Below are 25532 nucleotides of genomic sequence, written 5' to 3'. Positions count from 1 at the left end.
TTTGATGGGCATCCGGAACATTGGATGCCCATTTCTCATTGGCGGGAAGCCAAAAAAAGGGGGACAACGTGGGGAATCGGCGACTCAGAATTCTCCTGGCCGAGGACATGCACATGGTGCGGGGTGCGCTGGTCGCGCTGCTCGAACTGGAACCGGACCTGGAAGTCGTCGCCGTGGTGGACAGGGGGGACCTGATCGTCCCCGCCGCCCTGAGCTGTCGGCCCGACGTGGCGATCATGGACGTCGATCTGCCCGGGATGGACGGTCTCACCGCGGCCGAGACGTTGCACGACAAGCTGCCGGAGTGTCGCACGCTGATCATGACCGGGCTCGGGCGTCCGGGTCTGCTGCGGCGCGCGATGTCCGCGAAGGTATCGGGGTTCCTGCTGAAGGACTCCCCTGCCGAAGCACTCGCGCAGGCGGTCCGGGAGGTCGCGGCAGGCCGGCGCGTGATCAACCCTCAGTTAGTGATGAGTGCCTGGGACATCGGTGAGAATCCGCTGTCCGAACGCGAGACCGAGGTGCTGCGCATGGCCGGGCAGGGGGACGAGCCACGGGAGATCGCGGTGAAACTGCACCTGTCTCTCGGCACGGTGCGCAACTACCTGACGACCACGGTGATGAAGCTCAACGCGCGCAATCGGATCGATGCCGTCCGGATCGCCACCGAGGCCGGCTGGCTCTCCTGACCAGCGCGGGAGCACCCGCGACCAGTCCTCGACCGGCTGTCCACCAGTGCGCTCCAGGATGCCGACATCCAGCGAGGTGAGAGCACCTCCCGTGCGGCGTGAGGAGTGCGTGATGCGCAAGGTCGTTTCCCGGGACGGCACGACGATCGCCTACGAGAAGTCGGGGGACGGCCCTGCGATCGTGCTGCTGAACGGCTCGTTCCGTGATCACACGATCTTCGACGCCCTCGTCCCCGAGCTGGCGCCGCACTGCACCACGTACGTGTACGACCGGCGCGGGCGCGGCGAGAGCGGCGACGCGCCCGAGTACGCCGTCGAGCGTGAAATCGAGGACCTCGCCGCGGTGATCGGGGCCGCCGGCGGCAAGGCCGTGGTGTTCGCCGGTTCCTCGGGCGCCAATCTGGCGATCGAGGCGGCGCTCGCCGGCCTGCCGATCACCAAGCTGGCGCTGCACGAGCCGTTCTACCGGGTCGACGGCTTCCCGAAGCCCCCGTGGAACGTGGCGAAGACGACGCGCGTGCTGCTCTCCGAGGACCGGCGCCACGAGGCCGTCGAGTACTTCCTCGGCTCTTTCCTGGGTCTCACGCCCGACAACGTCGCCGAGTGGCGCCGCGGTCCGATCTGGGCGGTCAACGAGACGAACGCCCACACCCTGCTGTACGACATCGCGATCTGCGGCGACCACGAGGTGCCGGCCGGGCGGCTCGCCGCGTACGGGACGGAGAGTCTGGTCCTCAACAGCAGCGGGACGAGCGAGTGGCTGCGCGCCGCCGCGCGGGCCACCGCCGACGCCCTCCCGAACGGGCGCGGTCTCGAACTGCCGGGCTCCTGGCACCGGATCGACATGGATGTCCTGGGCCGCACCCTCGCCGAGTTCGCCACCGCCTGAGCAAACCGGCCCCACCGAAGCCGACTCACGTGCAGGAGAGCATCACCGTGACCACTGCTCCCATCCTCGCCGCCGTGGGCGCCCCGGCCCCCGGGGCGACCCCGGCGGCCCCCCTGCGGCCGCGCGGCGCCACTGTATGGCTGACCGGGCTGCCCAGTGCGGGGAAGACCACTCTGGCCCGCGCCCTCGCCGGGCGGCTGCGCTCCGAGGGGCACCCGGTCGAGGTGCTCGACGGTGACGAGGTCCGCGCCCATCTGTCGGCGGGGCTCGGGTTCAGCCGGGAGGACCGGCACACCAACGTGACCCGGATCGGTTTCGTGGCGGAGCGGCTCGCCGCGCACGGCGTCACCGTCCTCGCGCCGGTCATCGCCCCGTACGCCGCCTCGCGAGCCGCCGTGCGGGAGCGCCACGCCGGGCGTGGCACGGCGTTCCTCGAAGTCCATGTGGCCACGCCCGTCGAGGTGTGCTCGGCGCGCGACGTGAAGGGTCTGTACGCGCGGCAGGCTGCCGGGGAGCTCACCGGTCTGACCGGTGTGGACGACCCGTACGAGATCCCGGCCGACCCCGAGCTGCGTATCAGGACCCGGGGCCGGTCCGTGGCCGAGTGCACGGCCGAGCTGCACGCGTTCCTGACCGGGAGGGGCCTGCTGTGAGCATGCCGGCCGGGACCCGCGGTCCGATCGAGGCCGCGGGGGACCCCTTCGCGCTGTCGCACCTGGACGCTCTGGAATCGGAGTCCGTCCACATCTTCCGCGAGGTGGCGGGCGAGTTCGAGCGGCCGGTGATCCTCTTCTCCGGCGGCAAGGACTCGATCGTCATGCTGCATCTGGCGCTGAAGGCGTTCGCGCCCGCGCCGGTGCCCTTCGCGCTGCTGCACGTGGACACCGGGCACAACTTCCCCGAGGTCATCGCCTACCGGGACCGGGTCGTGGCCCGGCACGGGCTGCGGCTGCACGTCGCCTCCGTACAGGAGTTCATCGACGCGGGACGGCTGCGCGAGCGCCCGGACGGCACCCGCAACCCGCTCCAGACGGTGCCGCTGCTCGACGCCATCGAGACCCGGCGTTTCGACGCGGTCTTCGGCGGTGGCCGCCGTGACGAGGAGAAGGCCCGCGCGAAGGAGCGCGTCTTCTCGCTGCGTGACGAGTTCGGTGCCTGGGACCCGCGCCGGCAGCGCCCCGAGCTGTGGGCGCTCTACAACGGCCGGCACTCCCCCGGCGAGCACGTCCGGGTGTTCCCGCTCTCCAACTGGACGGAGCTGGACGTCTGGCAGTACATCCAGCGCGAGGGCATCGAGCTCCCGCAGATCTACTACGCCCACGAGCGCGAGGTGTTCGCGCGCGACGGCATGTGGCTGACGGCCGGGCACTGGGGCGGCCCGAAGGAGTCCGAGACCGTGGAGAAGCGGCTCGTCCGCTACCGCACGGTCGGTGACATGTCCTGCACCGGCGCCGTCGACTCCGCCGCCGCCACCGACGCGGACATCATCACCGAGATCTCCGCTTCCCGGCTCACCGAGCGCGGGGCCACCCGCGCCGACGACAAGCTGTCCGAGGCCGCCATGGAGGACCGCAAACGCGAAGGGTACTTCTAGCCATGACCACCGCACAGGAAGCCACCGCCACGCAGCACGACGCGGCACCCGAGCCCGCGGCACCCGAGGCGGGCTCCGCCGCCTCGCTGCTGCGCCTGGCCACCGCGGGCTCCGTCGACGACGGCAAGTCCACCCTGGTCGGGCGGCTCCTCCACGACTCCAAGTCGGTCCTCGCCGACCAGCTGGAGGCCGTCGAGCACGCCTCCCGCAACCGCGGCCAGGGCACCCTGGACCTCGCCCTCCTCACGGACGGGCTGCGGGCCGAGCGCGAGCAGGGCATCACCATCGACGTCGCCTACCGCTACTTCGCCACGCCCCGGCGCCGGTTCATCCTCGCCGACACCCCGGGCCATGTGCAGTACACCCGGAACATGGTCACCGGCGCCTCGACGGCCGATCTCGCGGTCGTCCTGGTCGACGCCCGCAACGGCGTCGTCGAGCAGACCCGCCGCCATCTCGCCGTCGCCGCCCTGCTCCGGGTCCCGCACGTGGTCCTGGCCGTGAACAAGATGGACCTGGCCGGCTACGCGGAGCCCGTCTTCGCCGCCATCGCCGAGGAGTTCACGGCGTACGCCACCGAGCTCGGTGTCCGGGACGTCGTGGCGGTCCCGCTCTCCGCGCTCGCCGGGGACAACGTCGTGGAGCCCTCCGCGCACATGAACTGGTACGGCGGCCCGACGCTGCTCGAACACCTGGAGACCGTCCCGGTCGGCAGTGACCCGAGCGGCGAGCCGGCCCGGTTCCCCGTCCAGTACGTGATCCGGCCGCAGACCGCCGAACACCCCGACTACCGTGGCTACGCCGGCCAGTTGGCCTCCGGTGTGCTGGCCGTCGGGGACCCGGTGACCGTGCTGCCCTCCGGCCGCACCACCACCGTCGCCGGGATCGACGCCTTCGGGGAGCCGGTCGGCCTCGCCCGGGCCCCGCAGTCGGTCGCCGTGCGGCTCGCCGACGACATCGACGTCTCGCGCGGCGACCTGATCGCCGCCGGTCCGGTGCCCGTGCCGACGCGGGACGTGGAGGCCGGGCTCTGCCACCTCGACGAGCGTGCGCTGCGCGTCGGCGCCAAGGTGCTGCTCAAGCACACCACCCGGACCGTGCGCGCCGTGGTCCGCGAGCTGACGTACCAGATCGACATCGGCACGCTCGAAAAGCGGCGCGGTGTGCGGGAGTTGCACATCAACGACATCGGCCGGGTGGTACTGCGCACGGCGGAGCCGCTGGCCCTGGACGCGTACGCCGACAACCGCGGGACCGGGTCCTTCCTGCTGATCGACCCCGCCGACGGTACGACGCTCGCGGCCGGCATGACGGGCGAGCCCTTCGGCTCCGCCCGCACCGCCGGGCCGGCGGCGGACGACGGGCGGTGGGTCTGATGGCCCCGCGCCGCACGCCCGGCGAACCGGCCCGGCGGGCGGCTCTGCGGGGCGGGGCGGCGCTGGCCGCCACCGGTCTCCTCGCCTCCTGCGGCTACGGCTCCCGGGCCGCCGACCGGGCCGGTGGCGACCCGGCGGCCCTCACCGCGGGTACGGGGCCGCGGCTCTCCGTCGGCACCGTACGTGTCGGCCACTTCGCGAACCTGACGCACGGCACCGCGCTCGTCGGACTGCGCCGGGGCCTGTTCCAGAAGGAGCTGGGCGGCACCCGGCTCAGGACGCAGGTCTTCGATGCCGGTCCCACCGCGGTCGAGGCCCTCAACACCGGGGCCCTCGACCTCGCCTGGATCGGCCCCTCCCCCACGGTCAACAGCTGGGTACGGTCGCGCGGTACGTCTTTGCGGATCGTCGCCGGTGCGGCCTCCGGCGGCGTCCGGTTCGTGGTGAACCCGGCACGGATCAGGACCGCCGCCGACCTCCGGGGCGCCCGGATCGCCTCCCCCCAGCTCGGCAACACCCAGGACGTCGCCCTCCTCACGTATCTCGCGGAGCAGGGGTACGAGGTGGACCCCGCCACCGGCGCCGGCGAGGTCAGCGTCGTCCGCACGGACAACAAGGTCCTCCCGGGCGCCTACCGTTCGGGATCCGTCGACGGCGCCTGGGTGCCCGAGCCGGCCGCCGCCCAGATGGTCTCACTCGGCGCGAAGGTCCTCCTCGACGAGCGGTCCCGCTGGCCCGGCGGCATGTTCGTCATCACCCACCTCGTCGTCGCGCAGCCCTTCCTGGCCGCGCATCCGGATGTCGTCGAGGCCATGCTGCGGGGCTCGGTGGCCGCCAACGCGGCCATCGCCGCGGCTCCGGAGCGAGCGCGGGCCGACGCCGCCGCCCACGCCGAACGGCTGACCGGCGGCCGGCTCGAACCCGCCGTCCTGGACCGGGCCTGGCGCGGCATCGACTTCCTCGACGATCCGCTGGCCGCCACCCTGCGCACCCAGGCCGGCCACGCGGTCGCCGCGGGTCTCCTGAAGGAGGCCGACCTCAGCGGTGTCTACGACCTGCGCCCGCTGAACCGGGTACTGGCGGCGGCCGGGCGGCCCCCCGTGCCGGACGCCGGACTCGGTGTCGTCCCCTGACGCCGCACGGCCGCACCCCGCCGCCGTACCTCGAACGCCGCGCGGCCGCACTCCGTCCTGCCCGACCACTCCCTCAGGAGGTTGCCCGTGACCACGGCACTGACCCCCCAGAAGGACACCCTCCATACCGGGGCCGCCGCCCCGGCGCCGCCCCCCGCCGTGCGGCTCGCACGGGTCTCCAAGGCCTTCGGGCGCCCCGGCGCGGGAGCGCCCGTGCTCGACGGCATCGACCTGGACGTCGCCCCGGGCGAGTTCGTCACGCTGGTCGGCGCCTCGGGCTGCGGCAAGTCCACGCTGCTGAACCTGGTGGCGGGGCTCGACGCGCCCGACTCCGGGACCATCGAGGTGCCCGGGCCCCGGCCGGCCCTGATGTTCCAGGACCACGCGCTGTTCCCGTGGCTGACCGCCGGCGGCAACGTCGAGCTGGCGCTGCGCCTGGCCGGGGTGCCGCGCGAGCGGCGCCGGGCCGAGGCCGAGCGGCTCCTCGGCCTGGTCCGGCTCGGCGGCGCCCACGGCAAGCGGGTGCACGAGCTGTCCGGCGGTATGCGCCAGCGCGTCGCCCTGGCCCGCGCCCTGGCCCAGGGCGCGGGCGTGCTCCTGATGGACGAGCCGTTCGCGGCGCTGGACGCCATCACCCGGGACGTCCTGCACGACGAGCTGACCCGGATCTGGGCCGAGCGCGGGCTCACCGTCCTGTTCGTCACGCACAACGTGAGCGAGGCCGTGCGGCTCGGCGGGCGCGTCGTGCTCCTGTCGTCGCGGCCCGGCCGGATCGCCCGGGAGTGGAGCGTCGACCTGCCGCAGCCGCGCCGCGCCGAATCCGCCGGTGTCACGGCGCTGTCCTGCGAGATCACCGAGCACCTGCGTGGGGAGATCCGCCGCCATGTCGTCCAGCACTGACCTGCGCCCGCACGCCGACGAGTCCGCCGGGGTCGGGGCCGGGCTCGACGCGCTGGAGACCGTGCCCACGGAGCGCGTCCCGCTGGGCCGGATACTGCGGCAGAAGGCGCTGCCGCCGCTCCTCGGCGTCGTCCTGGTGCTCGGCGTCTGGCAGCTCGCCCACAGCCTGCGCCTGACGGCCCCCGACAAGCTGCCGGCGCCGGCCGAGGTGTGGGTCGCGCTCACCGACCTCTGGTACGAGGGCACACTGTTCTCGATCATCTGGACCAGCCTGTGGCGCGGGGGCTCGGGCTTCCTGCTCGCCGTCGCGATCGGCACCCCGATCGGTCTGCTCGTGGCCCGGGTCCGTCCGGTTCGGGCCGCCGCCGGCCCCCTCCTCACCGGGCTCCAGTCGCTGCCGTCGGTGGCCTGGGTGCCGGCCACCGTGATCTGGCTCGGTATCGACGACTCGGCGATGTACGCGGTGATCCTGCTCGGCGCGGTGCCGTCGGTCGCCAACGGGCTGATCTCCGGGATCGACCAGGTTCCGCCGCTCTTCCTGCGGGCCGGACGGACGCTCGGCGCGACCGGCCCGCTCGGCGCCCGGTATGTCCTGCTGCCGGCCGCCCTGCCCGGCTACCTGGCCGGGCTCAAGCAGGGCTGGGCGTTCTCCTGGCGCTCCCTGATGGCCGCCGAGCTGATCACTTCCTCGCCCGAACTCGGGCTCGGCCTCGGGCGCTATCTGGAGAACCAGCGGGAGTACTCCGACATGCCCGGCGTGCTCCTCGGGATCGTCCTGATCCTCGTCGTCGGTGTCGCCGTCGACCTGCTGTGCTTCGGCCCGCTGGAGCGCCGGGTGCTGCGGTCCCGGGGGCTGCTCACCGCCGGACGCTGACCGCGTCGGCGCCCACCCCAGGGGCGGTTTTCGGTACCACCGGAGCCGCCTCTTTCCCGTACCCCCGGATCCCGCCAATTCCCGAACGCTCCACCGGAGTTCGACAGGCCCCCGACCCCGGCTCGAGAGAGGTCGCCCAAGGTGGGCACTGGGTGGTTCCCGGCGAATGGAGATCGACATGGGCTCAAAGCTCAGGTCCGCCATGCGATCCATGTGGAAGCAGTTCGGCAAGGGCCTGATGTGGATGGGTTTTGCGTGGAACGGAATGTATCCACCTCTGGAATGGCAGGACTTCCGGCCCCCGCTCAGCCCTGCCGACCAGCCCTGTCTGCCGCCGTTGTCGGAAGAGGAGCTCGCCACATGGTCGGTACTGGTCAAGAAACTGCGGTAGAGGCGCAGCACACCCCCCGAGGAGGCGGTCGAATGCACAGCAATCTGATAGTGGCCCGAATGGACTCCCGCTCGAGTGACGAGGTGGCGCGGCTCTTCGGCGCTTTCGACGATACCGATATGCCGCACCGCATGGGAACGCGGCGACGTCAGCTGTTCATGTTCAATGGTCTGTATTTCCATCTTCAGGACTTCGACGGCGAGAACGGCGGAGAGCTGATCGAGGAGGCGAAGGCCGACCCGCGGTTCGTGCGGATCAGCCAGGACCTGAAGCCGTTCATCGAGGCCTTTGACCCGGCGACCTGGCGCTCCCCCGCGGACGCGATGGCGAAGCGTTTCTACTGCTGGGAGTCCCGGTGACCGGCAGGCGTGTGGTGATCACCGGGGTCGGCGTGGCCGCCCCGGGCGGGATCGGGACCAAGAACTTCTGGAGCCTGCTGAGCGAGGGCCGAACGGCGACGCGGGGGATCACCTTCTTCGATCCTGCGCCGTTCCGCTCCCGTGTCGCGGCCGAGATCGACTTCGCCCCGGAGGAGCACGGGCTCGGCCAGCAGGAGATCCGGCGCACCGACAGGGCGGCGCAGTTCGCGCTGGTCACGGCGCGCGAGGCGATGGCGGACAGCGGGCTCGACGTGGGTGTGCACGCGCCGCACCGGATCGGTGTGGCGGTCGGCAGTGCGGTCGGCGCGACGATGGGGCTCGACGAGGAGTACCGGGTCGTCAGTGACGGCGGCCGGCTGGACCTGGTGGACCACGAGTACGCCGTCCCGCACCTCTACAACTACTTCGTGCCCAGTTCGTTCGCGGCCGAGGTGGCCTGGGCGGTCGGTGCCGAGGGGCCCTCGACGGTGGTCTCCACCGGCTGTACGTCGGGCATCGACTCGGTCGGTTACGCGGCCGAGCTGATCCGCGACGGCTCCGCCGATGTGATGGTCACCGGTGCCTCGGACGCGCCGATCTCGCCGATCACGGTGGCGTGCTTCGACGCGATCAAGGCGACGACCTCGCGCAACGACGACGCCGAGCACGCCTCCCGGCCCTTCGATCTGACCCGCAACGGGTTCGTCCTCGGCGAGGGTGCGGCGATGTTCGTCCTGGAGGAGCTGGAGTCGGCCCGCCGGCGCGGCGCCCACATCTACGCCGAGATCGCCGGTTACGCCAGCCGTTGCAACGCCTTCCACATGACCGGACTGCGGCCCGACGGGCGGGAGATGGCCGAGGCCATCCGCTCCGCGCTGGACGAGGCGAGGCTCGCCCCGCAGGCCGTGGACTACATCAACGCCCATGGCTCGGGCACGAAGCAGAACGACCGGCACGAGACCAGCGCCTTCAAGCGCAGCCTCGGCGAGCACGCCTACCGGATCCCCGTGAGCTCGATCAAGTCGATGGTCGGCCACTCGCTCGGCGCGATCGGCTCGATCGAGATCGCCGCCTCCGTCCTGGCCATGGAGAACAACGTGGTGCCCCCTACCGCGAACCTGCACACGCCCGACCCCGAGTGCGATCTCGACTACGTGCCGCTGACCGCGCGCGACTGGCGCACGGACGCGGTGCTGACGGCCGGCAGCGGATTCGGCGGATTCCAGAGCGCGATGGTTCTCGCCCGACCGGACAGGACAGTGGCATGAGCTCGACCAAGGTCGTGGTGACCGGCATCGGTGTCGTGTCGCCCAACGGTTTCGGCGTGAGGGAGTACTGGGAGGCGACGCGCGCGTCGAAGAGCGGCATCGGCCGTATCGAGCGTTTCGACCCGGAGCAGTACCCCTCGAAGCTCGCCGGTGAGATCGGCGGCTTCGTCGTCAAGGAGCATCTGCCGAGCCGGCTGGTGCCGCAGACGGACCGTATGACGCAGCTCGCGCTCGTCGGCGCCGAGCACGCCCTGGCGGACGCCGGGGTGAGCGTGGAGGAGGCCGACGAGTACGGCATGGGCGTGATGACCGCCAGTTCCTCGGGCGGCTTCGAGTTCGGCCAGGAGCAGTTGCAGAACCTGTGGAGCAAGGGCAGTCAGTACGTCTCCGCGTACCAGTCCTTCGCCTGGTTCTACGCGGTGAACACCGGCCAGATCTCCATCCGGCACGGGCTGCGCGGCCCCAGCGGTGTGGTTGTCAGCGACCAGGCCGGCGGTCTGGACGCGCTGGCGCACGCGCGCCGTCTGATCCGTAGGGGCAGCGATCTGATCCTGTCGGGTGGCGTCGACGCGGCGATCTGCCCGTGGGGCTGGGTGGCGCAGCTGGCTACGGGGAGGATGAGCACGCAGGAGCGGCCCGACCGCGCCTATCTGCCCTTCGATGAGGCTGCTTGCGGGTATGTGCCCGGCGAGGGCGGTGCGCTGCTGATCCTGGAGGACGCAGAGGCGGCCCGGCGGCGCGGGGTGAGCGAGGTGTACGGGGAGATCTGCGGTTACGGATCGACCTTCGACCCGGCTCCGGGCAGCGGCCGTGAGCCGACGCTGCGGAAGGCGATCGAGATCGCGCTCGCGGACGCGGGTCTGGAGGCCGGCGACATCGACGTGGTCTTCGCGGACGCGTCCGGTGTGCCGGAGCTCGACCGGATCGAGGCGACGGCGCTCACCGAGGTCTTCGGGCCGCGGGGGGTCGCGGTCACCGTGCCGAAGACGATGACGGGCCGGCTGGGTTCGGGCGCGGCGCCGCTGGATGTCGCGACCGCGCTGCTCGCCATGCGCCACGGGGTGATCCCGCCGACGGCGAACGTCACGCTCTCGCCCGACTACGACCTCGACCTGGTCACCGCGGTCCGGGAGACCCCGGTGTCCACGGCGCTCGTCCTCGCCCGTGGCCACGGCGGGTTCAACTCCGCCGTCGTCCTGCGCTCCGTCGACTGGAACTGATCGAAGAGAAGGAGACCAGGGTGGGCACCACCGGGTCGGCAAGCGATCGTCCCCCCGTACAGAAGCGTCGCATCGTCAGGCTGTTCCGCCCGTACCGGAGGAGTCTGCTGTTCGTGGCGCTCCTGGTCGCGGGCTCTTCCCTGGTCTCCCTCGTGAACCCGTTCCTGATCCGGGAGGTCATGGACACGGCGCTGCCGCAGGGGCGGACGGGGCTGTTGTCGGTGCTCGCGCTCGGCATGGTCGTGGTGTCGGTCGCGACGAGTTCGTTCAATGTGTGGCAGACCCATGCGTCGGCGAAGGTCGGCCAGTCGGTCATGCACGATCTGCGGACGGCCGTCTACTCGCACCTCCAGCGGATGTCGCTGGCGTTCTTCACCCGGACGCGGACGGGCGAGGTGCAGTCGCGCATCGCCCATGACATCGGCGGGATGCAGGTCACGGTGACGACGACCACGACCGCGCTGGTGGCGGATCTGACGACCGTCGTCGCGACGACGTCGGCGATGGTGCTGATCGACTGGCGGCTGACGCTGGCCTCGCTGCTGATGCTGCCGGGGTTCGTGTGGGTGAGCCGGCACGTCGGGGACGAGCGCCGGATCATCGTCCGGGACCGGCAGAAACAGTTCGCCGAGCTGTCGGCGAACGTGCAGGAGTCGTTGTCGGTCAGCGGGATCATGCTGGGCCACACGATGGGCCGGGCGCGTTCGCTCACGGACACGTTCGCGGAGCAGTCGCGCAGGCTGACCGCGATCGAGGTGCGGGCGACCACGGCGGGGCTCTGGTACCAGTCGACGATCTGGGTGGTCATGGCGTCGATGCCCGCGGTCATCTACTGGGTGGCGGGGCTGACGGCGAGTGGCGGGCGCATGGCCGTCTCGATCGGCTCGCTCGTCGCGTTCACCACGCTTCAGCAGGCCCTGTTCCGTCCGGCGCAGCGGCTCCTGACGATCGGGATCGACATCCAGAGCTCGCTGGAGCTGTTCGCCCGCATCTTCGAGTACCTGGACCTGCCGGTGGACATCGCCGAGCCGGAGCACCCGGTGAAGCCCGGGGAGGTGCGCGGCGAGGTGTGTCTGCACGGGGTGGGCTTCGCGTACGCGGGGGCGGAGCGGCCCACGCTGGACGGAATAGACGTGAGGGTGCCGGCCGGGCGGAGTCTGGCGATCGTCGGGGGGACCGGTTCGGGCAAGACGACGCTGAGCTATCTGATCCCGCGTCTGTACGACCCGACGTCGGGTGTGGTGACGATCGATGGGATCGATGTGCGGGACCTGTCCTTCGGGACGCTGGCGGCGACGGTGGGCGTGGTTTCGCAGGAGACGTACCTGTTCCATGCCTCGGTCGCGGAGAACCTGCGCTTCGCGAAGCCGGAGGCGACCGACGGGGAGCTGGTGGCGGCGGCGCGGATCGCGCACATCCACGACTATCTGATGTCGCTGCCCGAGGGGTACGACACGGTGGTCGGCGAGCGCGGCTACCGGTTCTCGGGCGGGGAGAAGCAGCGGCTCGCGATCGCCCGCGCGGTCCTGCGGGATCCGCCGGTCCTGGTTCTCGACGAGGCCACGAGTGCGCTGGACACGCGGACGGAGAAGGCTGTGCAGGCGGCCGTCGACGCGGCGAGCGCGGGCCGGACCACGATCACGGTGGCCCACCGGCTCTCGACGATCCGGGACGCGGACGAGATCGTGGTCCTGGAGCGGGGCCGGGTCGTGGAGCGGGGCACGCACGAGGAGTTGCTCGCCCTGGGCGGGGACTACGCGGCGCTCGTGAACCGGGACGCGCAGGAGCTGGCCGCCGCGGCCTGATCCCTTCCCGTTCTCCGCTTCCGTACGACGGCACCGTCGGCGCTCCGGCCGGCGGTGCCGTCGTTTCCGTTCCGGTGGGGCGGAAGTCGAGGGTCCTGTGACCGGGTGTGCCTGCCGTCGGCCGCATGGAACCCGCAGGTGCTGGAGGGGGCCGGCCCCGGCCGGTCTCGCCTTCCCGGCGACCGGTGTCGTGCAGGTCCGGGATGTGCGGGGGAAGCTGCGGTCGCCGCACGGGACGCCGTACGCGTACGACGGGGGGCGCACGTGCGCCGTCGGGCATGGCAGCGTGGAGATCTGGGACTACCTCAGTCTCACCGGCGTCCCGCACCCCGTGCACATGTATCTGGGCCACTCCAGGTGCTCGCGCGCGAGCATGACGACGTGACCGGCTTCGACCGGGTGGCCCCGGGGCACGAGCCGGCCGGTGGCCTTCGAGGGGTCACATGCTGGAGCACGAGCAGCACATGATGCGCCCGCTGGTGGTGAGCCGGGCCGTGCATCTGCACGCCGCCCGGTCAGCGCTGACCGGGCGGCGGGAAACACGAAGTGCCCGCGCCGCCGGGGGATGTACGGCGCGGGCACTCGTGGTTTCCGCTCAGGGGTTCAGGACCCAGGCGGAGTTGTGGGCGGCGAAGCCGATGTGCGGGTAGTACGCGGCCGCGGCCGGCGCCGACAGCAGGACGATCTTGGCCTGCGGCGCCTCCTTGCGGGTGGCGTCGATCAGGTCGCGGCCGATGCCGGAGCGCTGGTGGGCGCGGACCACGGCGATGTCGGAGAGGTACGTGACGTAGGCGAAGTCGGAGACGCTGCGGGCGATGCCGACGAGTTCGCCGTCGGCCCGTGCCGTGACGACCAGGTTGGCGTTGCGGACCATCGCGGCCATGCGCTCGGTCTCGTCGACGGGCCGGCGCTCGCCGAGGCCGGACTCCCGGTAGACCCTCAGTACCTCGTCGAGGCTGAGGTCGGGGCCGTTCTCGCGCTCAATGGTCCAGCTCACGAAGGCGCTCCAATCGCTTGTAGATGACGTCGTGGTGCAGCAGGAAACGCTCGGGGCCCAGCGGATCGGTCCGTACGCCCTCGGTCCTGAGCAGTGTGAAGAAGTCCTCCCCGTTCGCGGCGTCCTGGATCATCCGGTAGGTCCGCTCGCGTTCGTGCCCGCTCTCCAGCAGGTCGGCGAGGACCGCCGAGCTGTAGGCGAGCCCGCCGGTGTGGTCGATCGCGGCGCGCATCCGGTCGGGGTGCACGTCGAGGTCCCGGATGAGTTCGGTGGCCGAGGTCACCTGGTAGTGGGCGACCGTGAAGGCGTCGGGCAGGACGATCCGTTCGACGGAGGAGTGGGAGAGGTCGCGCTCGTGCCAGAGCGCCACGTTCTCCAGCATCGTTCCCGCGTAGCCGCGCAGCAGCCGGGCGAGGCCGGTGAGCCGCTCGCTGGTCGTCGGGTTCCGTTTGTGCGGCATGGCGCTCGACCCCTGGTACGCGGCCGTGCGGGGCTCTTCGACCTCGCGGACCTCGCTGCGGGAGAGCAGCCGGACCTCGACGGCGATCTGCTCGACGCAGGCGCCGAGCGTGGCGATCGCCTGCACGAGCTGGGCGTGCCGGTCGCGGGCCACGACCTGGCTCGGCGCCGGCTCCGCGCCGAGGCCGAGGGTCTCGCAGACGTGCTTCTCGACGAAGGGGTCGATCAGTGCGTACGTGCCGACGGAGCCGGAGACCGTGCCGACGGCGACCTGCTCGCGGGCCTCCTCCAGCCTCCGTACCGAGCGGTCGATCGCGAAGGCGAACCCGGCCAGTTTGTGGCCGAAGGTGGTGGGTTCGGCGTGCATGCCGTGGGTGCGGCCGATGCACACCGTGTCCCAGTGCGCGACGGCCTTCTCGACCAGCGCCGTGCGCAGCCGGCGCGCGGCGCCGGAGAGCAGGTCGCAGGCGCGGGCGAGGGTGTGCCCGAGAGCGGTGTCCACGAGGTCGTAGCTCGTCATGCCGAGGTGTACCCAGCGGGCGGAGTCCTGCGGCATGTCCTCGCAGAAGGCCGCGAGGAAGGAGAGGATCTCGTGGTCGCGCTCACGCTCCAGCTCCGCGACGCGCGCCGCCGCCGGCACCCGGGCGCTCCGGATGTCCGTGAGGGCGGCCTCGGGAACCCTGCCGAGCAGTACCTGAGCCTCGGAGGCCAGGACCTCCACCTCGGCCCAGGTGGTGTAGCGGGCCTGGTCGGACCAGAGTTCCGCCATCTCGGGCAGTGAGTATCGGGCTATCACAGGCGTCCTACCTCCTCGGGCGTGGGCTGTCGGCACCCTGCCGGGCGCGACGGCACGGCAGCGGTTCTCAGGCGGCCTTGCGGACGATCTCCACGGAACCGCCGTCCAGCAGGGTGCTGATGCCGGTGTCGCCGCCGACGATGTCCATGTCCATGTCGTTCAGGCGGCCGAGGACCTCCCGGATGACCTTGTCGGTCTGCGTCTGCGCGGTGCCCTCCCAGACGAGGTCGGGGAAGACGGTCAGGTGCACTTTGTCGTTGCCCTGCGTGAAGATGTTGACTTCCATGATGTCCCGGAGAGCCATACGGGCGTTGTAGATGAGGTTATTCATAAGAGCCACCGTCTTTCCATGTCCGCTGTGTGCTGAGGACTGTTTTCGCCGCACGACATGTTGCCACGGCGGACGGGCCGGTGAGCCGGGTGCGGTGTTCAATGCGTTCAACTGCGTGGAATGCTCATTCGAACACGGCTCTGCGAATTCGCAGTGTTTGACAGAAAAACTGCGTGCTGTGGAATATCGAAGCTGTTCTCGTATACGTCAGGCCGCGACTCACGAAAAGCATCCGGAGTGCCATGAAAATCCTGTTCGTCACCACAGGCAGCCAGGCCACCTACTATGCCGCCGCGCCGCTGGCGACGGCCGCGCGGAACGCGGGGCACCAGGTCATGCTGGCCGCCCACGAGCCGTGGGTGGAAACGGCTGAAGCCATCGGAATCCCCACGTTCTGCTTCACGGCCGACCCGATCCGCCACTTCATGCGGGTGACGAACCCGGGCCGCGGCCTGCGGTTCCCCCGTGAGCTCGGGGACGAGGAGATGTTCGGCCAGGGCCGCGGCTTCGCCCAGATGGGCCTCGCCGGCGTCGAGTCCCTGCTCGAGCTCGCCAAGGACTGGACGCCCGACGTGGTCGTGGGCAGCTCACAGAGCTACGCGGCGATGCTGCTCGCCGCCCACCTCAAGATCCCGTACGTCCGTCATGTCGAGTACCTGGGCATCCCGCTCACGGGTATCGACCCGGGCGCCGAGGCCGAGCTGCGCCCCGAGCTGGAGCGTCTGGGCGTGGACGGGCTGCTCAAGCCCGACCTGCTTCTCGACTCCACCCCGCCGTCGCTGCGCCCGGCGCACGACCCGGACGCGCAGTCGCTGCGCTGGATCCCCAGCAATCCGCAGCGTCGCCTGGAGCGGTGGATGTACACCCGCCCCGAGGGCCGTCGCCGTGTCCTGATCACCTCGGGCTTCCGCAGCCTGATGTTCCGCGACCCGGGCTGGTCCATGCCGTTGCTGGTCAGTGAGCTGAACAAGCAGAACGCCGAGGTCCTGATCGCCGCTTCCCCGGGTGCGGCCGAGCGCTTCGGCTCGGATCTGGGCGATGCCCACGTGGGCTGGATCCCCATGGACGTGGCGGCGGCCACCTGTGACCTGGCCGTCCACCACGGCGGCGCGACCACGGCCACGACGCTGATGACGAACGGCGTGCCGCAGCTGATCATTCCGGAGAACCCGCCGGAGTTCCCGCCGAACTACCACCGCGAGGCCATCGCCAAGGCCATCAGTGACTTCGGCGCCGGCAAGACCCTGTGGCCGGTGGCCCAGGCGCCGGACAAGGCGCCGGGCGAAACCATCGCCGCCGCCTGCCGTGAGCTCCTGGAGGAGCCGAGCTACACCGAGCGGACGCAGTTCCTGGCCAAGGAGATCTCCACGCTCCCGACGCCGCAGGACATCGTGCCCCGGCTGGAGGCCCTGCTCCACGGCTAGGTGCCGGGTCGGGCAACGTCTGCCCTGCTTGTGATGTGACACGCCGTCCGGGTGCTGTGCCGGGCGGCGTGTGCCGGTCCGCCTGACGGGGTGGCGACAGGAGTGCAGGTCCGCGAGGAAGGCGTCTCCTTTCGACGCCTGAAGACCTGGAAGACCTCCCGCGGTCCGGACTCCGCGGCCGGCAAGGCCCGCGTCGAGCGCCTCCGTGCGATGACCGGCGGGGAGGGCGTGCCCGAGGACGGCGAGCCCGGAGCCGTCTTCCGCACGGACGGGTTCGGACCCCTCGGTCTGATGCCGCACCCGGGTCGGCTGTGGGCCGAACGCGGAGGCGGGCGTCAAGGGCGGCATGATCCGCCGCTGCGTCAGCCGGCGAAACCGCCCTGCCGACGGCCGGCGCCCGCGCGCCGTCGTCGGCAGGGCGAACGCTGCTTGGTGCGGCGCCGCGCACCCGGCGGGTACGCCCTCCCGGACCACGTGCATCGCCCCGAGACCGGCGGTCTCGGGGCGATGCACGTGGTCGTGTGCCGCGTGTCGTACGGGGGTCGGTGGCGCGGGTGACCGGTCGTGCGGGAACGCCTGAGGCCGGCCGGTGGGGAACCGGCCGGCCTCAGGTGTGGGGGTCAGGAGGCGACGAGGGCTTCCAGCTCGCGCAGGACCTCGCCGGGCGTCGGCAGTGTGGCGGCCTCGGCGGCCAGCGCCCGGGTCCGCGCCGCGTACGCGGGGTCGGCGAGGATCTCCCGGCAGCCGGCGGCGATCACCTCGTCGGGGTCGCGGCCCTCCGGCGGGCGGTGCCTGTCGACCACGATGGCCGCCCCGGCGGAGGCGACGGCCTCGGCGACGGCCTTGCCGTAGCCGTTGTCGGGGATGATCAGCTGCGGCACACCCGAGTTCACCAGCGTCATCGCGGTGGTGGCGCCGCCGTGGTGGACGGCCAGGTCGCAGGTGGGGGCGACCACGTCGAGCGGGATCCAGCCGATGCGTACGTCGCCGAGCTCCGCGCCGTACTTCTCGGCGGCCTCGGGGAGCGCGGCGATGAGCACCTCGGCGCCCGTCGCGGTCAGTTCGTCGACCAGCTTGCGCAGCGAGCCGCCGGGGGTGTCGAGCATGAGGTTGCGGGTGCCGGCGGTGATGAGGGCGCGGGGGCGGCCCTCGGGGCGGGTGTACATCCAGGGCTCGACCCGCTGCTGGCTGACCCGCGGGACCCAGCGCATCGCTTGGGCGGCGGGGGCGCCCTCGGGGCGTATCGGCGGCGGGCACAGGTCGATGAAGAGGTCGGGCTCGGGAAGCTCGTCCACGCCCAGGCGCTCCAGTTCGGGGCGGAGTTCGGCGACGGCCGCGCGGTCGCGGCGGGCCATCGGCGCGATGTACCAGATGTGCCGGACGTAGGGGATCCCAAGGCGGGCCGCGAGGACGCGCGGTACGTGGGAGAGGCCGCCGACGACGAGGTCGGGGGTCCAGTTCGCGGTGAGCTCCAGGAGGGCGTCGAGGCGGGTGGTGGCGGTCATCGCCTCCTGGCCGTAGCGCATGCGTTCGGAGGTGATGCAGACCGCGGGGAGTCCGACGGAGGCCGCGGCGGCCATGAGCGGCTCGTCGGCGGCGAGCATGATCTGGTGACCGGCGTTCCGGGCGGCGGCGGCGAGCGGGGCGACGCCGAAGACGGCCGCCTGGCTCCCGCCGACGGTGAACAGGATCTTCATGACGAGGGGCTTCTTCCGGTGAGTGGGGTGTCTTCCTGGGTTCCGCGCCGTGCGGCGCGGTGTGCGGATACAGGCGGATTCAGCCGGCCAGGGCCATCTCCATGATGTATTGGCCGTAGGCCGATTTGGCGAGGCGGCTGCCGAGGCGGTAGCAGGCGTCGCGGTCGATGAAGCCCATGCGCCAGGCGATCTCCTCCAGACAGGCGATGCGCACGCCCTGGCGGTGTTCCAGGACCTGGACGTAGTCGCCGGCCTCCATGAGGGCGTCGTGGGTTCCGGTGTCGAGCCAGACGAAACCGCGGCCGAGGGGGATGAGCTGGGCCTCGCCGCGCTCCAGGTAGACCCGGTTGAGGTCGGTGATCTCCAGCTCGCCGCGCTCGGAGGGCTTCAGCTCGCGGGCGTAGTCGACGACCTTGTTGTCGTAGAGGTAGAGCCCGGTGACGGCCATGTTCGTCTGCGGCTTGGCGGGCTTCTCCTCCAGGGCGATCAGGCGGCCCCGGTCGTCGAGTGTGCCGACGCCGTAGCGCTCGGGGTCGCGGACCGGGTAGCCGAAGAGGACGCAGCCCTCGATGTCCTGGCCGACGCGCTGGAGCATGGGGCCGAACTCGTAGCCGTGGAAGATGTTGTCGCCGAGGACGAGGGCGACGGAGTCGTCGCCGATGTGGTCGGCGGATACCAGGAAGGCGTCGGCGAGACCGCGGGGCTTGTCCTGCTCCGCGTAGGTCAGGTTGATGCCGAGCCAGGAGCCGTCGCCCAGGAGCCGGCGGAACATCTCCTGGTCCTCGGGGGTCGTGATGATCTCGATGTCGCGGATTCCTGCCAGCATCAGCGCCGACAGCGGGTAATAAATCATCGGCTTGTCGTAAACCGGGAGCATTTGCTTCGAGACACCCAGCGTGATCGGATAGAGCCTCGTGCCATTGCCGCCGGCCAGGATGATGCCCTTCACCGTCGCGCCTCCTCCGTGTATTTCATGCCGGTGTGAGCGAATGTCCGCACTTTATAGCGGGAGAGCGGGCGGCCGAAAGTTGTGTTCGAGGGCGTACCGGCCATGATGCCGGAAGGTGTTGACAAACAAAGTGCCGCCTATCCACTCTGACCTCATCCCGATTCAGGCATGCGAATTCCTCTTGTCCTTTAGGTGGACCTGTGAACATCGAAGATCTGACACCCGGCCAGGAATCCGAGCGGAGGGCCGGTATCGGCATCATCGGGTGCGCCGACATCGCCGTGCGCCGGGCGATCCCCGCGATTCGGCAGTCTCCGTTCGATCTCGTGGCGGTCGCGAGCCGTTCTCTGGCGAAGGCCGAGTCCGTCGCCGCCGGCACGGGCTGCGCGGCCGTCGAGGGGTACGAGGCCCTTCTCCGGATGCCGGGCGTCGACGCCGTGTACGTACCGCTGCCGAACAGCGAGCACGCCGAGTGGGCGCGCCGGGCGCTGGAGGCGGGCAAGCACGTCCTCATCGAGAAGCCGGCGGTGCAGAGCGCCGGGGCCGCCCGGGGGCTCGTCGAACTCGCCGAGGAGCGCGGGCTGCTCGTCATGGAGAACTTCGCGTTCCTGCGGCACCCGCAGCACGACCGGGCGCAGGATCTGCTCGCCGAGGGGGCGATCGGTGAACTGCGTTCCTTCAACGGTGTGTTCGGTATTCCGCCGACCGATCCGACCGGTATCAAGTACCAGGCGGAGCTCGGCGGAGGGGCCCTGTGGGAGGTCGGCTGCTATCCCGTGCGGGCGGCCCAGGAGTATCTGGGCGAGGCGACCGAAGTCCTGGGCGCGGCGCTGGAGTTCGACGCGAAGCCGGGCGTGGACGTGTCCGGTGTGGTGCTGCTGCGCGACGGTGCCGGTGTGAGCGCGAACTGTTCCTTCGGCCTCTCGCACAGCTACCGCTCGACGTACGACCTCTGGGGCAGCGAGGGGCGGCTGACGCTCGAGTGGGCCTTCACGCCCTCGCGCGACGCCCGTCCCGTGCTGCGTCTTGAGCAGCGGGACCGGGAGACGCGGATCATCGCGCCGGCCTCGGACCAGTTCCTCGGTGTCTTCGGCGCCTTCCACGCGGCGATCCGGGACGTGTCGGCTCGTCCGGCACATCACCGGGAACTGGTGCGGCAGGCCGGTCTGATGGCCCGGATCCGCGCCCACGCCGGGTGAGGCCGGCCTCGTGGCGGGACGCGGAGAACGGCAGCCGGTGTCCGAGGACACCGGCTGCCGTTCCCGTGTGGGCGCACCCGCGGAGGTCAGCCGTTCCGGAGGACTCCGAAGGGACGCGGCAGGCACTGCTCGTACGTGGGCAGGAGGCCCATCGCGGCCGCCCGGGCGAGGGTGGGCGCCGCGGCGTCCTTGTCCGAGCGGACCGGTGGTTCCTCCAGGCCCCACGGCAGGCCGATCTCCGGGTCGAGCGCGTCGACGTCGATCATCGTGCCGGGCACGTACTCCTGCGAGCAGAGGTAGCTCATGCAGGTGTCGTCGGTCAGGGCCAGGAAGGCGTGGCCGATGCCGTCGGGCAGGTACACGGCCGTGCCCGTCTCCGGGCTCTGGTACGTGACGTCGTACTGCCCGAATGTCGGGGAGCCGACCCGGAGGTCGACCGCGATATCGAGTGCGCTGCCCCGTACACAGCTCACGAATTTCGCCTGACCGGGTGGGACCTTGGTGCCGTGAATTCCTCGCAGTGTGTTCTTCTTGGACACCGAGTAATTGACCTGGCGGACCGAGAAGTCCCAGCCGCTCTCGGCCTGGATCGCGCTGGCGCGTACCGATTCGAAGAAATGTCCCCGCCGGTCGCTCAGCGGTTCCGGTTCGACGCGGTAGGCGCCCGGGACCGTCATTTCCGTGATCAACACAGAATTAGCTCCTCGCTGACTCAGCCGGTCGCGACCGGGGTTGTCTCCGGGGCGCCGGCCGCCTGAGCGATCCGCTGCCGCATGGCGGCGGAGTCGTTGGCGTGCGGGAACTCCTCGTCGGGGACGTCGGCCCCGAGGAAGGCGCACAGCGGCTCCCAGCCCTGCCGCACGTCGTAGACGAGGACGTTGTCGGAGCCGAGGGCGCGCACGACGTCCTCGTTGTGCCGGTGGTACGCCGCGACGGCGTGGTCCTTGTCCTCGAAGCGGCCCTCGAAGATGCCGTCCCAGACCATGGTGCTGACGACGCGGAGCAGCCGCTCCTGGTGGGAGCCGGGCTCCGGCGGGTGTTCCTTGCTGCGCAGGACGAACTGGTAGAGCGTGTCGTACGTGCTCCGGTACCAGCCCTCGGCGTCCCGGACGGTGACGATGACCTTGGCCTGGGGGAAGGCCTCGGCGAGCTGCTGGTAGTAGACGGTGCAGGGGCCGTCGACCGCGGAGGAGTATCCGGCGAACAGTGCCTGCCAGTCGGGTTCCTCACCGTCGCAGACGATCCTCTCCCACTGCTCCAGGCGCTCTTGGTCGCCCACGATGTCGAACATGTGGAAGGAGGGTCCCAGGCCCAGCCGGCCCAGGGCCACCTTCAGCGAGGTCGTGCCGGTCCTGCCCAGGCCGGCGTTGATGAGCTTCACGGGTACGCGTCCCCTTTCGTCAGCGCCAGGCCGCGGGGGCCTGGTTGGAGGCGACGTTGACCCGGTTCCACATGTTGACCAGGCCGACGTGCATGAGGAGGGCGCCGAGCTGCTTGTCGTCGAAGTACTTGGCGCACTCCTCCCACACCTCGTCAAAGGCCATGTCCTGCGGGTCCGTCATGCGGGTGACGGCCTCGGCCATGGCGAGGGCGGAGCGCTCGGCGGGCGAGAAGGCGGTCTCGGTGCGCCAGGTGGCGACGAGCGGAAGGCGGTCGTCGGCGCCGTTCGCCACGCCGTCCCGGTCCACGAGGGTCCAGTCGCGGCCGTTGATCTCGCTGACGCGCAGGCGGATCAGGTCGAGGGTCGCCTGCGGGATGCCGACCCTGCCGATGACCTCGGACAGGTCGAGCAGGGGCTGCAGGGCACCGGGAACGACCAGGGAGGGGTTGTCCATCCGTGGAGTCATCGGGTTTCTTCTCCTGTGCGATATGTATGGGGGAATTACCTGGGAAACATGCTGCTCCGGCCGCTGTCACATTCGCAAGGAATCCCGTTCAACTGCGGATGGGAAGCAGCTGTAACGCTCGCCCGCGATCCGTAAGTTGCATGTAATTCGGGCGATGACTTGTAGTGGTCCCGTGTCAGATTCCACAACGACGAAGAGTAGGCAGCCGGTCTGCCGCGGCATTCACGAAACACGGGAAATTCTTCTCGGCGGTCATTCCACGGTCACCGGTCACGTCCTCGACGTGCTCGGTGCGATCCGTGCGGCGGACCCGGGGTTCGGCGCGTACGTCGAGGTCTCCGGGGACCGTGCGCTGCGTGAGGCCGAGGCGGCCGACCGGTTGCTCGCCGCCCTGGGCCCGGCCGTCTTCCGCGGCCGGCCGCTGCTCGGCGTCACCGTGTCGGTGAAGGACCTCATCCAGACCGAGTCCCTCACGACCCGGCGCGGATCGCTGCTGCCCAACCGCCGTGAGCCGGCCGACGCGCCGTCCGTGGCGCGGCTGCGCGCGGCGGGCGCGATCGTCGTGGGCAAGACGACCACGTCCGAGTACGGGTGGAGCGCGAGCACGGTCGGCCGGGTCTCCTCCCCCACCCGCAATCCCTGGGCACTCGACCGGACCGCCGGCGGGTCCAGCGGCGGGTCGGCGGCGGCCGTGGCGGCGGGTCTGTGCACCGCCTCGCTCGGCACCGACGGCGCCGGCTCGGTCCGTATCCCCGCCGCCTTCTGCGGTGTGGTCGGTTTCAAGCCCTCGTACGGGCATGTGCCGTACGTCCCGCCGTGCCCGGAGCGGCTGTCCCATGTGGGGCCGCTGGCGCGGAGCGTGGCGGACGTCGCGGCGCTCATGGAGGTCCTCGCGGGTCCCGACGTCCGCGACCCGGACTCGGCCGGGGTGCCCCCGGTGTCCGGGCGGGCGGCGGGACCGCTGCGGATCGGCTGGATCGAGTTCCCCGGTACGTCGGCTCCGGTCCGTGACGTCACGGAGGGCGTGATGCCGGTTCTCACCGCGCTGGGCCACCGGGTCGAGCGGGTCGAGGTGCCCTTCCCCGATCCGTACGACGCGCTCGTGGACATCCTGGCCGCCGCCGACGCGCACGGGACCGCTCCCGGGGACGATGCCTGGTGCGACCAGGGGCGGCTCGCGGTCGTGCGGTACGGGCGCTCGCTCGGCGCTGCCGCGGTGGCGCGCGCCGAGAGCACCCGGCTCGCGCTGCGGGCCCGGCTCGCCGCGGTGATGGGGTCCTACGACCTCCTGGTGATGGCGACCGTACCGATCGAGCCGTTCGCGGCCGGGGCGATCGCCCCGCCGTGGGCAGCGGACCCGGCCGAGCTGCGCTGGCTGTCGTGGTCGCCCGCCACGTACCCCTTCAACCTCACCGGGCAGCCCGCTCTGTCGCTGCCCGTCGGCCTCACGCCGGCCGGGCTGCCGGTCGGGCTCCAACTCGTGGGCCGCGTCGGTGACGACGGCCTCGTGCTCCAGGCCGCCGGGCTCGTCGAGTCGGCTCTCGGCCTCTCCCTGGCTCCCCCCGGTCTCCCGACGGAAGGAAAATGATCATGGTCTTCGTGTCGTGGTTCCCGAACCGCGAAGAAGGCGGCACGGGAGGTCCCCCGTACGCCGCCGGGCACATGGGCGGCGGGACCGGCGGCGGCTTCGCGTTCCGGGCCGGCGGAGTCCGCGCGGGGGTCCCCTGCGTCACCCCGGCGCGCCCCCACCTCTCCACGGAAGGAAAGTGAACATGGTCTCCAGGTCGTGGGCCACGCTCGGTGAGGACAGCGGTGTCGGACGCCCCTGCTTCATCGCCGAGTTCGGGCTCTGGGACGAACGCCAGATCGCGGCGGCCGAGCAGGTCGAGCTCCAGCTGGACGAGGTCGACCTCGTGCGGGTCGTGTTCTGCGACCCGCACGGGCTCGCCCGCTCCAAGACGGTCCCGGCCGGCGTGTTCCGCTCGGTGCTCCGCAACGGCATGGACTTCAGCGCCGGGCCGTTCCTCTTCGACACCGGTCACGCCGTCGCCGTCGACTTCCTCGCGGACGCCGGGGTCGGTGTCGGCGAACTCCTGGGCGCGGGCGACTTCGTGCTCGTCCCCGACCCCCGTACGTTCCAGGTGCTGCCCCGGGCCAGCGGCGCGCGCACCGCCTGGGTGCTCGGCGACGAGTACCTCCGCGACGGCACCCCGCACCCCCTCTCCTCGCGCGGTGTGCTGCGCCGGGTCCTGGCCGAGTACGCCCTCCACGACCTGTCGCCGGTCATCGGCCTGGAGGTCGAGTGGTATCTGACCCGGCTGACCAGCGGCCCCGTCGGCAACGAGGGCAACGGCTTCGGCGCCCAGGGACCGGCCCCCGAGGTGGTGGCCGTCAACCCCGGCTACCAGTTCAACCTCGACGGCGCCTACGACTCCGTCGCCGACATCGCCGACCCCCTCGCCGCGATGCTGATGCGCCTCGGCCTGCCGCTGCGCTCCTTCGAGCACGAGTCGGGCCCCGGCCAGCTGGAGACCACCTTCAACCCGATGCGGGCGCCCGACGCCGCCGACGCGATGCTGCTGCTGCGCACCCAGCTCAAGCAGGAGTGCCGGCGTGTCGGCCACCACGCGTCGTTCATGACGCTGCCGCGCCTGGAGAGCTTCGACGCCAGCGGCTGGCACCTCCACCAGTCCGTCAACAGCACCAAGACGCAACGGAACGTCTTCGCCGAGGGCGACGGCCTCCAGGACGCGGTCTCCGCCGAGGGCCAGGCGTACATCGAGGGACTGCTCTCCCGCGCCCGGGAGTTCTGCCTGCTCTCCGTGCCGACCGTCAACGGATACCGTCGGCTCGCCCCCGAGTTCACGCTCGCGCCCACCACCGTCGACTGGCAGTTCGAGAACCGCAGCGCCATGGTCCGGGTGCTCAGCGGCGGCAGCGCCACCCATGTCGAGAACCGCATCGGGGAGCCCTGCGCCAACCCGTACCTCCTCATCGCCTCCCAGTTGCACGCGGGCCTCGAGGGGCTGCTCGCCGGGCTCCCGGACGCCCTTGCCCCACGTCCCCGGCTGCCCCGGTCGCTGCGCGAGGCGCTCGACGCCTTTCGTGCGAGCGAGAGCGCAGAGCGGCTGCTCGGCGCCCCTCTCAAGGCCTGCCTGACCAAGCTGAAGGAGTGCGAGGCCGACCGGTTCGACGCCTGGTCCGCCACCGCCCCGCCCGAGGCCCTCGCCGGCGCCGTCACCGAATGGGAGCACCGCGAGTACTTCGGTGCCTTCTGAACCGCCGTTCCCCCCACCCGCACCCGGGTGCCCCGCCAGAGAGAAGGAGGGTGAGCA

The 25532-nt window shown here is 71.2% G+C and carries 26 protein-coding genes and 1 pseudogene; 19 read left to right on the top strand and 8 right to left on the bottom strand.

Annotation, left to right across the window (positions count from 1 at the left end):
* Positions 1-68 precede the first annotated feature (68 nt).
* The 13 genes from ACIQM0_RS34470 to ACIQM0_RS34410 all read left to right on the top strand — a co-directional run bounded on the left by ACIQM0_RS34470 (position 69) and on the right by ACIQM0_RS34410 (position 12498).
* Positions 69-689, top strand: a complete 621-nt coding sequence (locus ACIQM0_RS34470) for a response regulator transcription factor (protein WP_363030913.1) — start codon at positions 69-71, stop codon at positions 687-689.
* A gap of 112 nt (positions 690-801) precedes the next feature.
* Positions 802-1578 (top strand): alpha/beta hydrolase, encoded by a 777-nt coding sequence (locus ACIQM0_RS34465; RefSeq protein ID WP_401294430.1) that lies wholly within the window; start codon positions 802-804, stop codon positions 1576-1578.
* A 47-nt stretch (positions 1579-1625) separates the two neighbouring features.
* Entirely contained in the window at positions 1626-2231 is a 606-nt protein-coding gene (gene cysC, locus ACIQM0_RS34460; RefSeq protein WP_401294428.1) for an adenylyl-sulfate kinase, read from the top strand.
* 2 nt (positions 2232-2233) lie between these two features.
* Positions 2234-3172, top strand: a complete 939-nt coding sequence (gene cysD / locus ACIQM0_RS34455) for a sulfate adenylyltransferase subunit CysD (protein WP_401294463.1) — start codon at positions 2234-2236, stop codon at positions 3170-3172.
* Between the two features lie 2 nt (positions 3173-3174).
* Complete coding sequence (locus ACIQM0_RS34450; RefSeq protein WP_401294426.1) at positions 3175-4548, top strand: sulfate adenylyltransferase subunit 1; 1374 nt, start codon at positions 3175-3177, stop codon at positions 4546-4548.
* On the top strand, positions 4548-5681 hold the full coding sequence (locus ACIQM0_RS34445; RefSeq protein ID WP_401294424.1) for an ABC transporter substrate-binding protein: 1134 nt from the start codon (positions 4548-4550) through the stop codon (positions 5679-5681). The genes ACIQM0_RS34450 and ACIQM0_RS34445 overlap by 1 nt, the downstream gene beginning before the upstream one ends.
* 87 nt (positions 5682-5768) lie before the next feature.
* Positions 5769-6581 (top strand): ABC transporter ATP-binding protein, encoded by an 813-nt coding sequence (locus ACIQM0_RS34440; protein ID WP_401294422.1) that lies wholly within the window; start codon positions 5769-5771, stop codon positions 6579-6581.
* Complete coding sequence (locus tag ACIQM0_RS34435; RefSeq protein ID WP_401294420.1) at positions 6565-7455, top strand: ABC transporter permease; 891 nt, start codon at positions 6565-6567, stop codon at positions 7453-7455. The genes ACIQM0_RS34440 and ACIQM0_RS34435 overlap by 17 nt, the downstream gene beginning before the upstream one ends.
* A gap of 166 nt (positions 7456-7621) precedes the next feature.
* Complete coding sequence (locus tag ACIQM0_RS34430; RefSeq protein ID WP_363030880.1) at positions 7622-7846, top strand: hypothetical protein; 225 nt, start codon at positions 7622-7624, stop codon at positions 7844-7846.
* Positions 7847-7878: 32 nt separating this feature from the next.
* Entirely contained in the window at positions 7879-8205 is a 327-nt protein-coding gene (locus tag ACIQM0_RS34425; protein WP_401294418.1) for a TcmI family type II polyketide cyclase, read from the top strand.
* Positions 8202-9473 carry a beta-ketoacyl-[acyl-carrier-protein] synthase family protein gene (locus ACIQM0_RS34420; RefSeq protein ID WP_401294416.1) on the top strand — a complete coding sequence of 424 codons (1272 nt, stop codon included), beginning with the start codon at positions 8202-8204 and terminating at the stop codon, positions 9471-9473. Before ACIQM0_RS34425 ends, ACIQM0_RS34420 begins: the two co-directional genes overlap by 4 nt.
* Positions 9470-10693 (top strand): ketosynthase chain-length factor, encoded by a 1224-nt coding sequence (locus ACIQM0_RS34415; protein ID WP_401294414.1) that lies wholly within the window; start codon positions 9470-9472, stop codon positions 10691-10693. Before ACIQM0_RS34420 ends, ACIQM0_RS34415 begins: the two co-directional genes overlap by 4 nt.
* A gap of 20 nt (positions 10694-10713) precedes the next feature.
* Positions 10714-12498, top strand: a complete 1785-nt coding sequence (locus ACIQM0_RS34410) for an ABC transporter ATP-binding protein (protein ID WP_401294412.1) — start codon at positions 10714-10716, stop codon at positions 12496-12498.
* A 595-nt stretch (positions 12499-13093) separates the two neighbouring features.
* Here ACIQM0_RS34410 and ACIQM0_RS34405 read toward each other — a convergent pair.
* The 3 genes from ACIQM0_RS34405 to ACIQM0_RS34395 form a co-directional block, all read right to left on the bottom strand.
* A complete protein-coding gene (locus tag ACIQM0_RS34405; protein ID WP_401294410.1) occupies positions 13094-13495 on the bottom strand; it encodes a GNAT family N-acetyltransferase in 402 nt (133 codons plus the stop codon).
* On the bottom strand, positions 13479-14750 hold the full coding sequence (gene purB, locus ACIQM0_RS34400; protein WP_401294408.1) for an adenylosuccinate lyase: 1272 nt from the start codon (positions 14748-14750) through the stop codon (positions 13479-13481). Before purB ends, ACIQM0_RS34405 begins: the two co-directional genes overlap by 17 nt.
* Positions 14751-14817: 67 nt before the next feature.
* A complete protein-coding gene (locus ACIQM0_RS34395) occupies positions 14818-15081 on the bottom strand; it encodes a hypothetical protein (protein ID WP_363030888.1) in 264 nt (87 codons plus the stop codon).
* A 242-nt stretch (positions 15082-15323) separates the two neighbouring features.
* On the opposite strand from ACIQM0_RS34395, the gene ACIQM0_RS34390 reads away from it, so the two are divergent.
* Together ACIQM0_RS34390 and ACIQM0_RS34385 are read left to right on the top strand one after the other, a co-directional pair.
* Positions 15324-16505 carry a glycosyltransferase gene (locus ACIQM0_RS34390; protein WP_401294406.1) on the top strand — a complete coding sequence of 394 codons (1182 nt, stop codon included), beginning with the start codon at positions 15324-15326 and terminating at the stop codon, positions 16503-16505.
* A gap of 102 nt (positions 16506-16607) precedes the next feature.
* Positions 16608-16874: pseudogene (locus tag ACIQM0_RS34385) on the top strand (IS630 family transposase); the annotation flags it as partial.
* 251 nt (positions 16875-17125) lie between these two features.
* Here ACIQM0_RS34385 and ACIQM0_RS34380 read toward each other — a convergent pair.
* Positions 17126-18202: a nucleotide disphospho-sugar-binding domain-containing protein gene (locus ACIQM0_RS34380; RefSeq protein WP_401294404.1), complete on the bottom strand. Its 1077-nt coding sequence runs from the start codon at positions 18200-18202 to the stop codon at positions 17126-17128.
* Between the two features lie 79 nt (positions 18203-18281).
* The gene (gene rfbA / locus ACIQM0_RS34375) at positions 18282-19151 is read right to left on the bottom strand and encodes a glucose-1-phosphate thymidylyltransferase RfbA (RefSeq protein WP_401294402.1); all 870 of its coding nucleotides are present in this window, start codon (positions 19149-19151) and stop codon (positions 18282-18284) included.
* Positions 19152-19351: 200 nt separating this feature from the next.
* Here rfbA and ACIQM0_RS34370 point away from each other — a divergent pair, with 200 nt between their 5' ends.
* Positions 19352-20350 (top strand): Gfo/Idh/MocA family protein, encoded by a 999-nt coding sequence (locus ACIQM0_RS34370; RefSeq protein WP_401294400.1) that lies wholly within the window; start codon positions 19352-19354, stop codon positions 20348-20350.
* An 86-nt stretch (positions 20351-20436) separates the two neighbouring features.
* Here the strand turns inward: ACIQM0_RS34370 and ACIQM0_RS34365 are convergent, their stop codons facing one another.
* From ACIQM0_RS34365 to ACIQM0_RS34355, 3 genes are read right to left on the bottom strand one after another with little or no spacing between them, the layout of a single operon-like run.
* Positions 20437-21042, bottom strand: coding sequence for a dTDP-4-dehydrorhamnose 3,5-epimerase family protein (locus ACIQM0_RS34365; RefSeq protein ID WP_401294398.1), 606 nt, complete (start codon positions 21040-21042; stop codon positions 20437-20439).
* Positions 21043-21062: 20 nt separating this feature from the next.
* Positions 21063-21731 carry a sulfotransferase family protein gene (locus ACIQM0_RS34360; protein WP_401294396.1) on the bottom strand — a complete coding sequence of 223 codons (669 nt, stop codon included), beginning with the start codon at positions 21729-21731 and terminating at the stop codon, positions 21063-21065.
* A gap of 19 nt (positions 21732-21750) precedes the next feature.
* Entirely contained in the window at positions 21751-22197 is a 447-nt protein-coding gene (locus ACIQM0_RS34355) for a carboxymuconolactone decarboxylase family protein (protein ID WP_401294394.1), read from the bottom strand.
* 172 nt (positions 22198-22369) lie between these two features.
* Between ACIQM0_RS34355 and ACIQM0_RS34350 the strand changes: the two genes are divergently transcribed.
* From ACIQM0_RS34350 to ACIQM0_RS34340, 3 genes are read left to right on the top strand one after another with little or no spacing between them, the layout of a single operon-like run.
* On the top strand, positions 22370-23785 hold the full coding sequence (locus ACIQM0_RS34350; protein WP_401294393.1) for an amidase: 1416 nt from the start codon (positions 22370-22372) through the stop codon (positions 23783-23785).
* Positions 23786-23787: 2 nt separating this feature from the next.
* On the top strand, positions 23788-23967 hold the full coding sequence (locus tag ACIQM0_RS34345; RefSeq protein ID WP_401294391.1) for a hypothetical protein: 180 nt from the start codon (positions 23788-23790) through the stop codon (positions 23965-23967).
* 2 nt (positions 23968-23969) lie between these two features.
* A complete protein-coding gene (locus ACIQM0_RS34340; protein ID WP_401294389.1) occupies positions 23970-25475 on the top strand; it encodes a glutamine synthetase family protein in 1506 nt (501 codons plus the stop codon).
* The last annotated feature ends 57 nt before the right edge of the window (positions 25476-25532 follow it).

It is taken from the genome of Streptomyces sp. NPDC091387 (genome assembly GCF_044756945.1).
In the GTDB taxonomy this organism is placed as follows: Bacteria; Actinomycetota; Actinomycetes; order Streptomycetales; family Streptomycetaceae; genus Streptomyces.
This window is presented reverse-complemented; position numbering and strand designations above follow the sequence as displayed.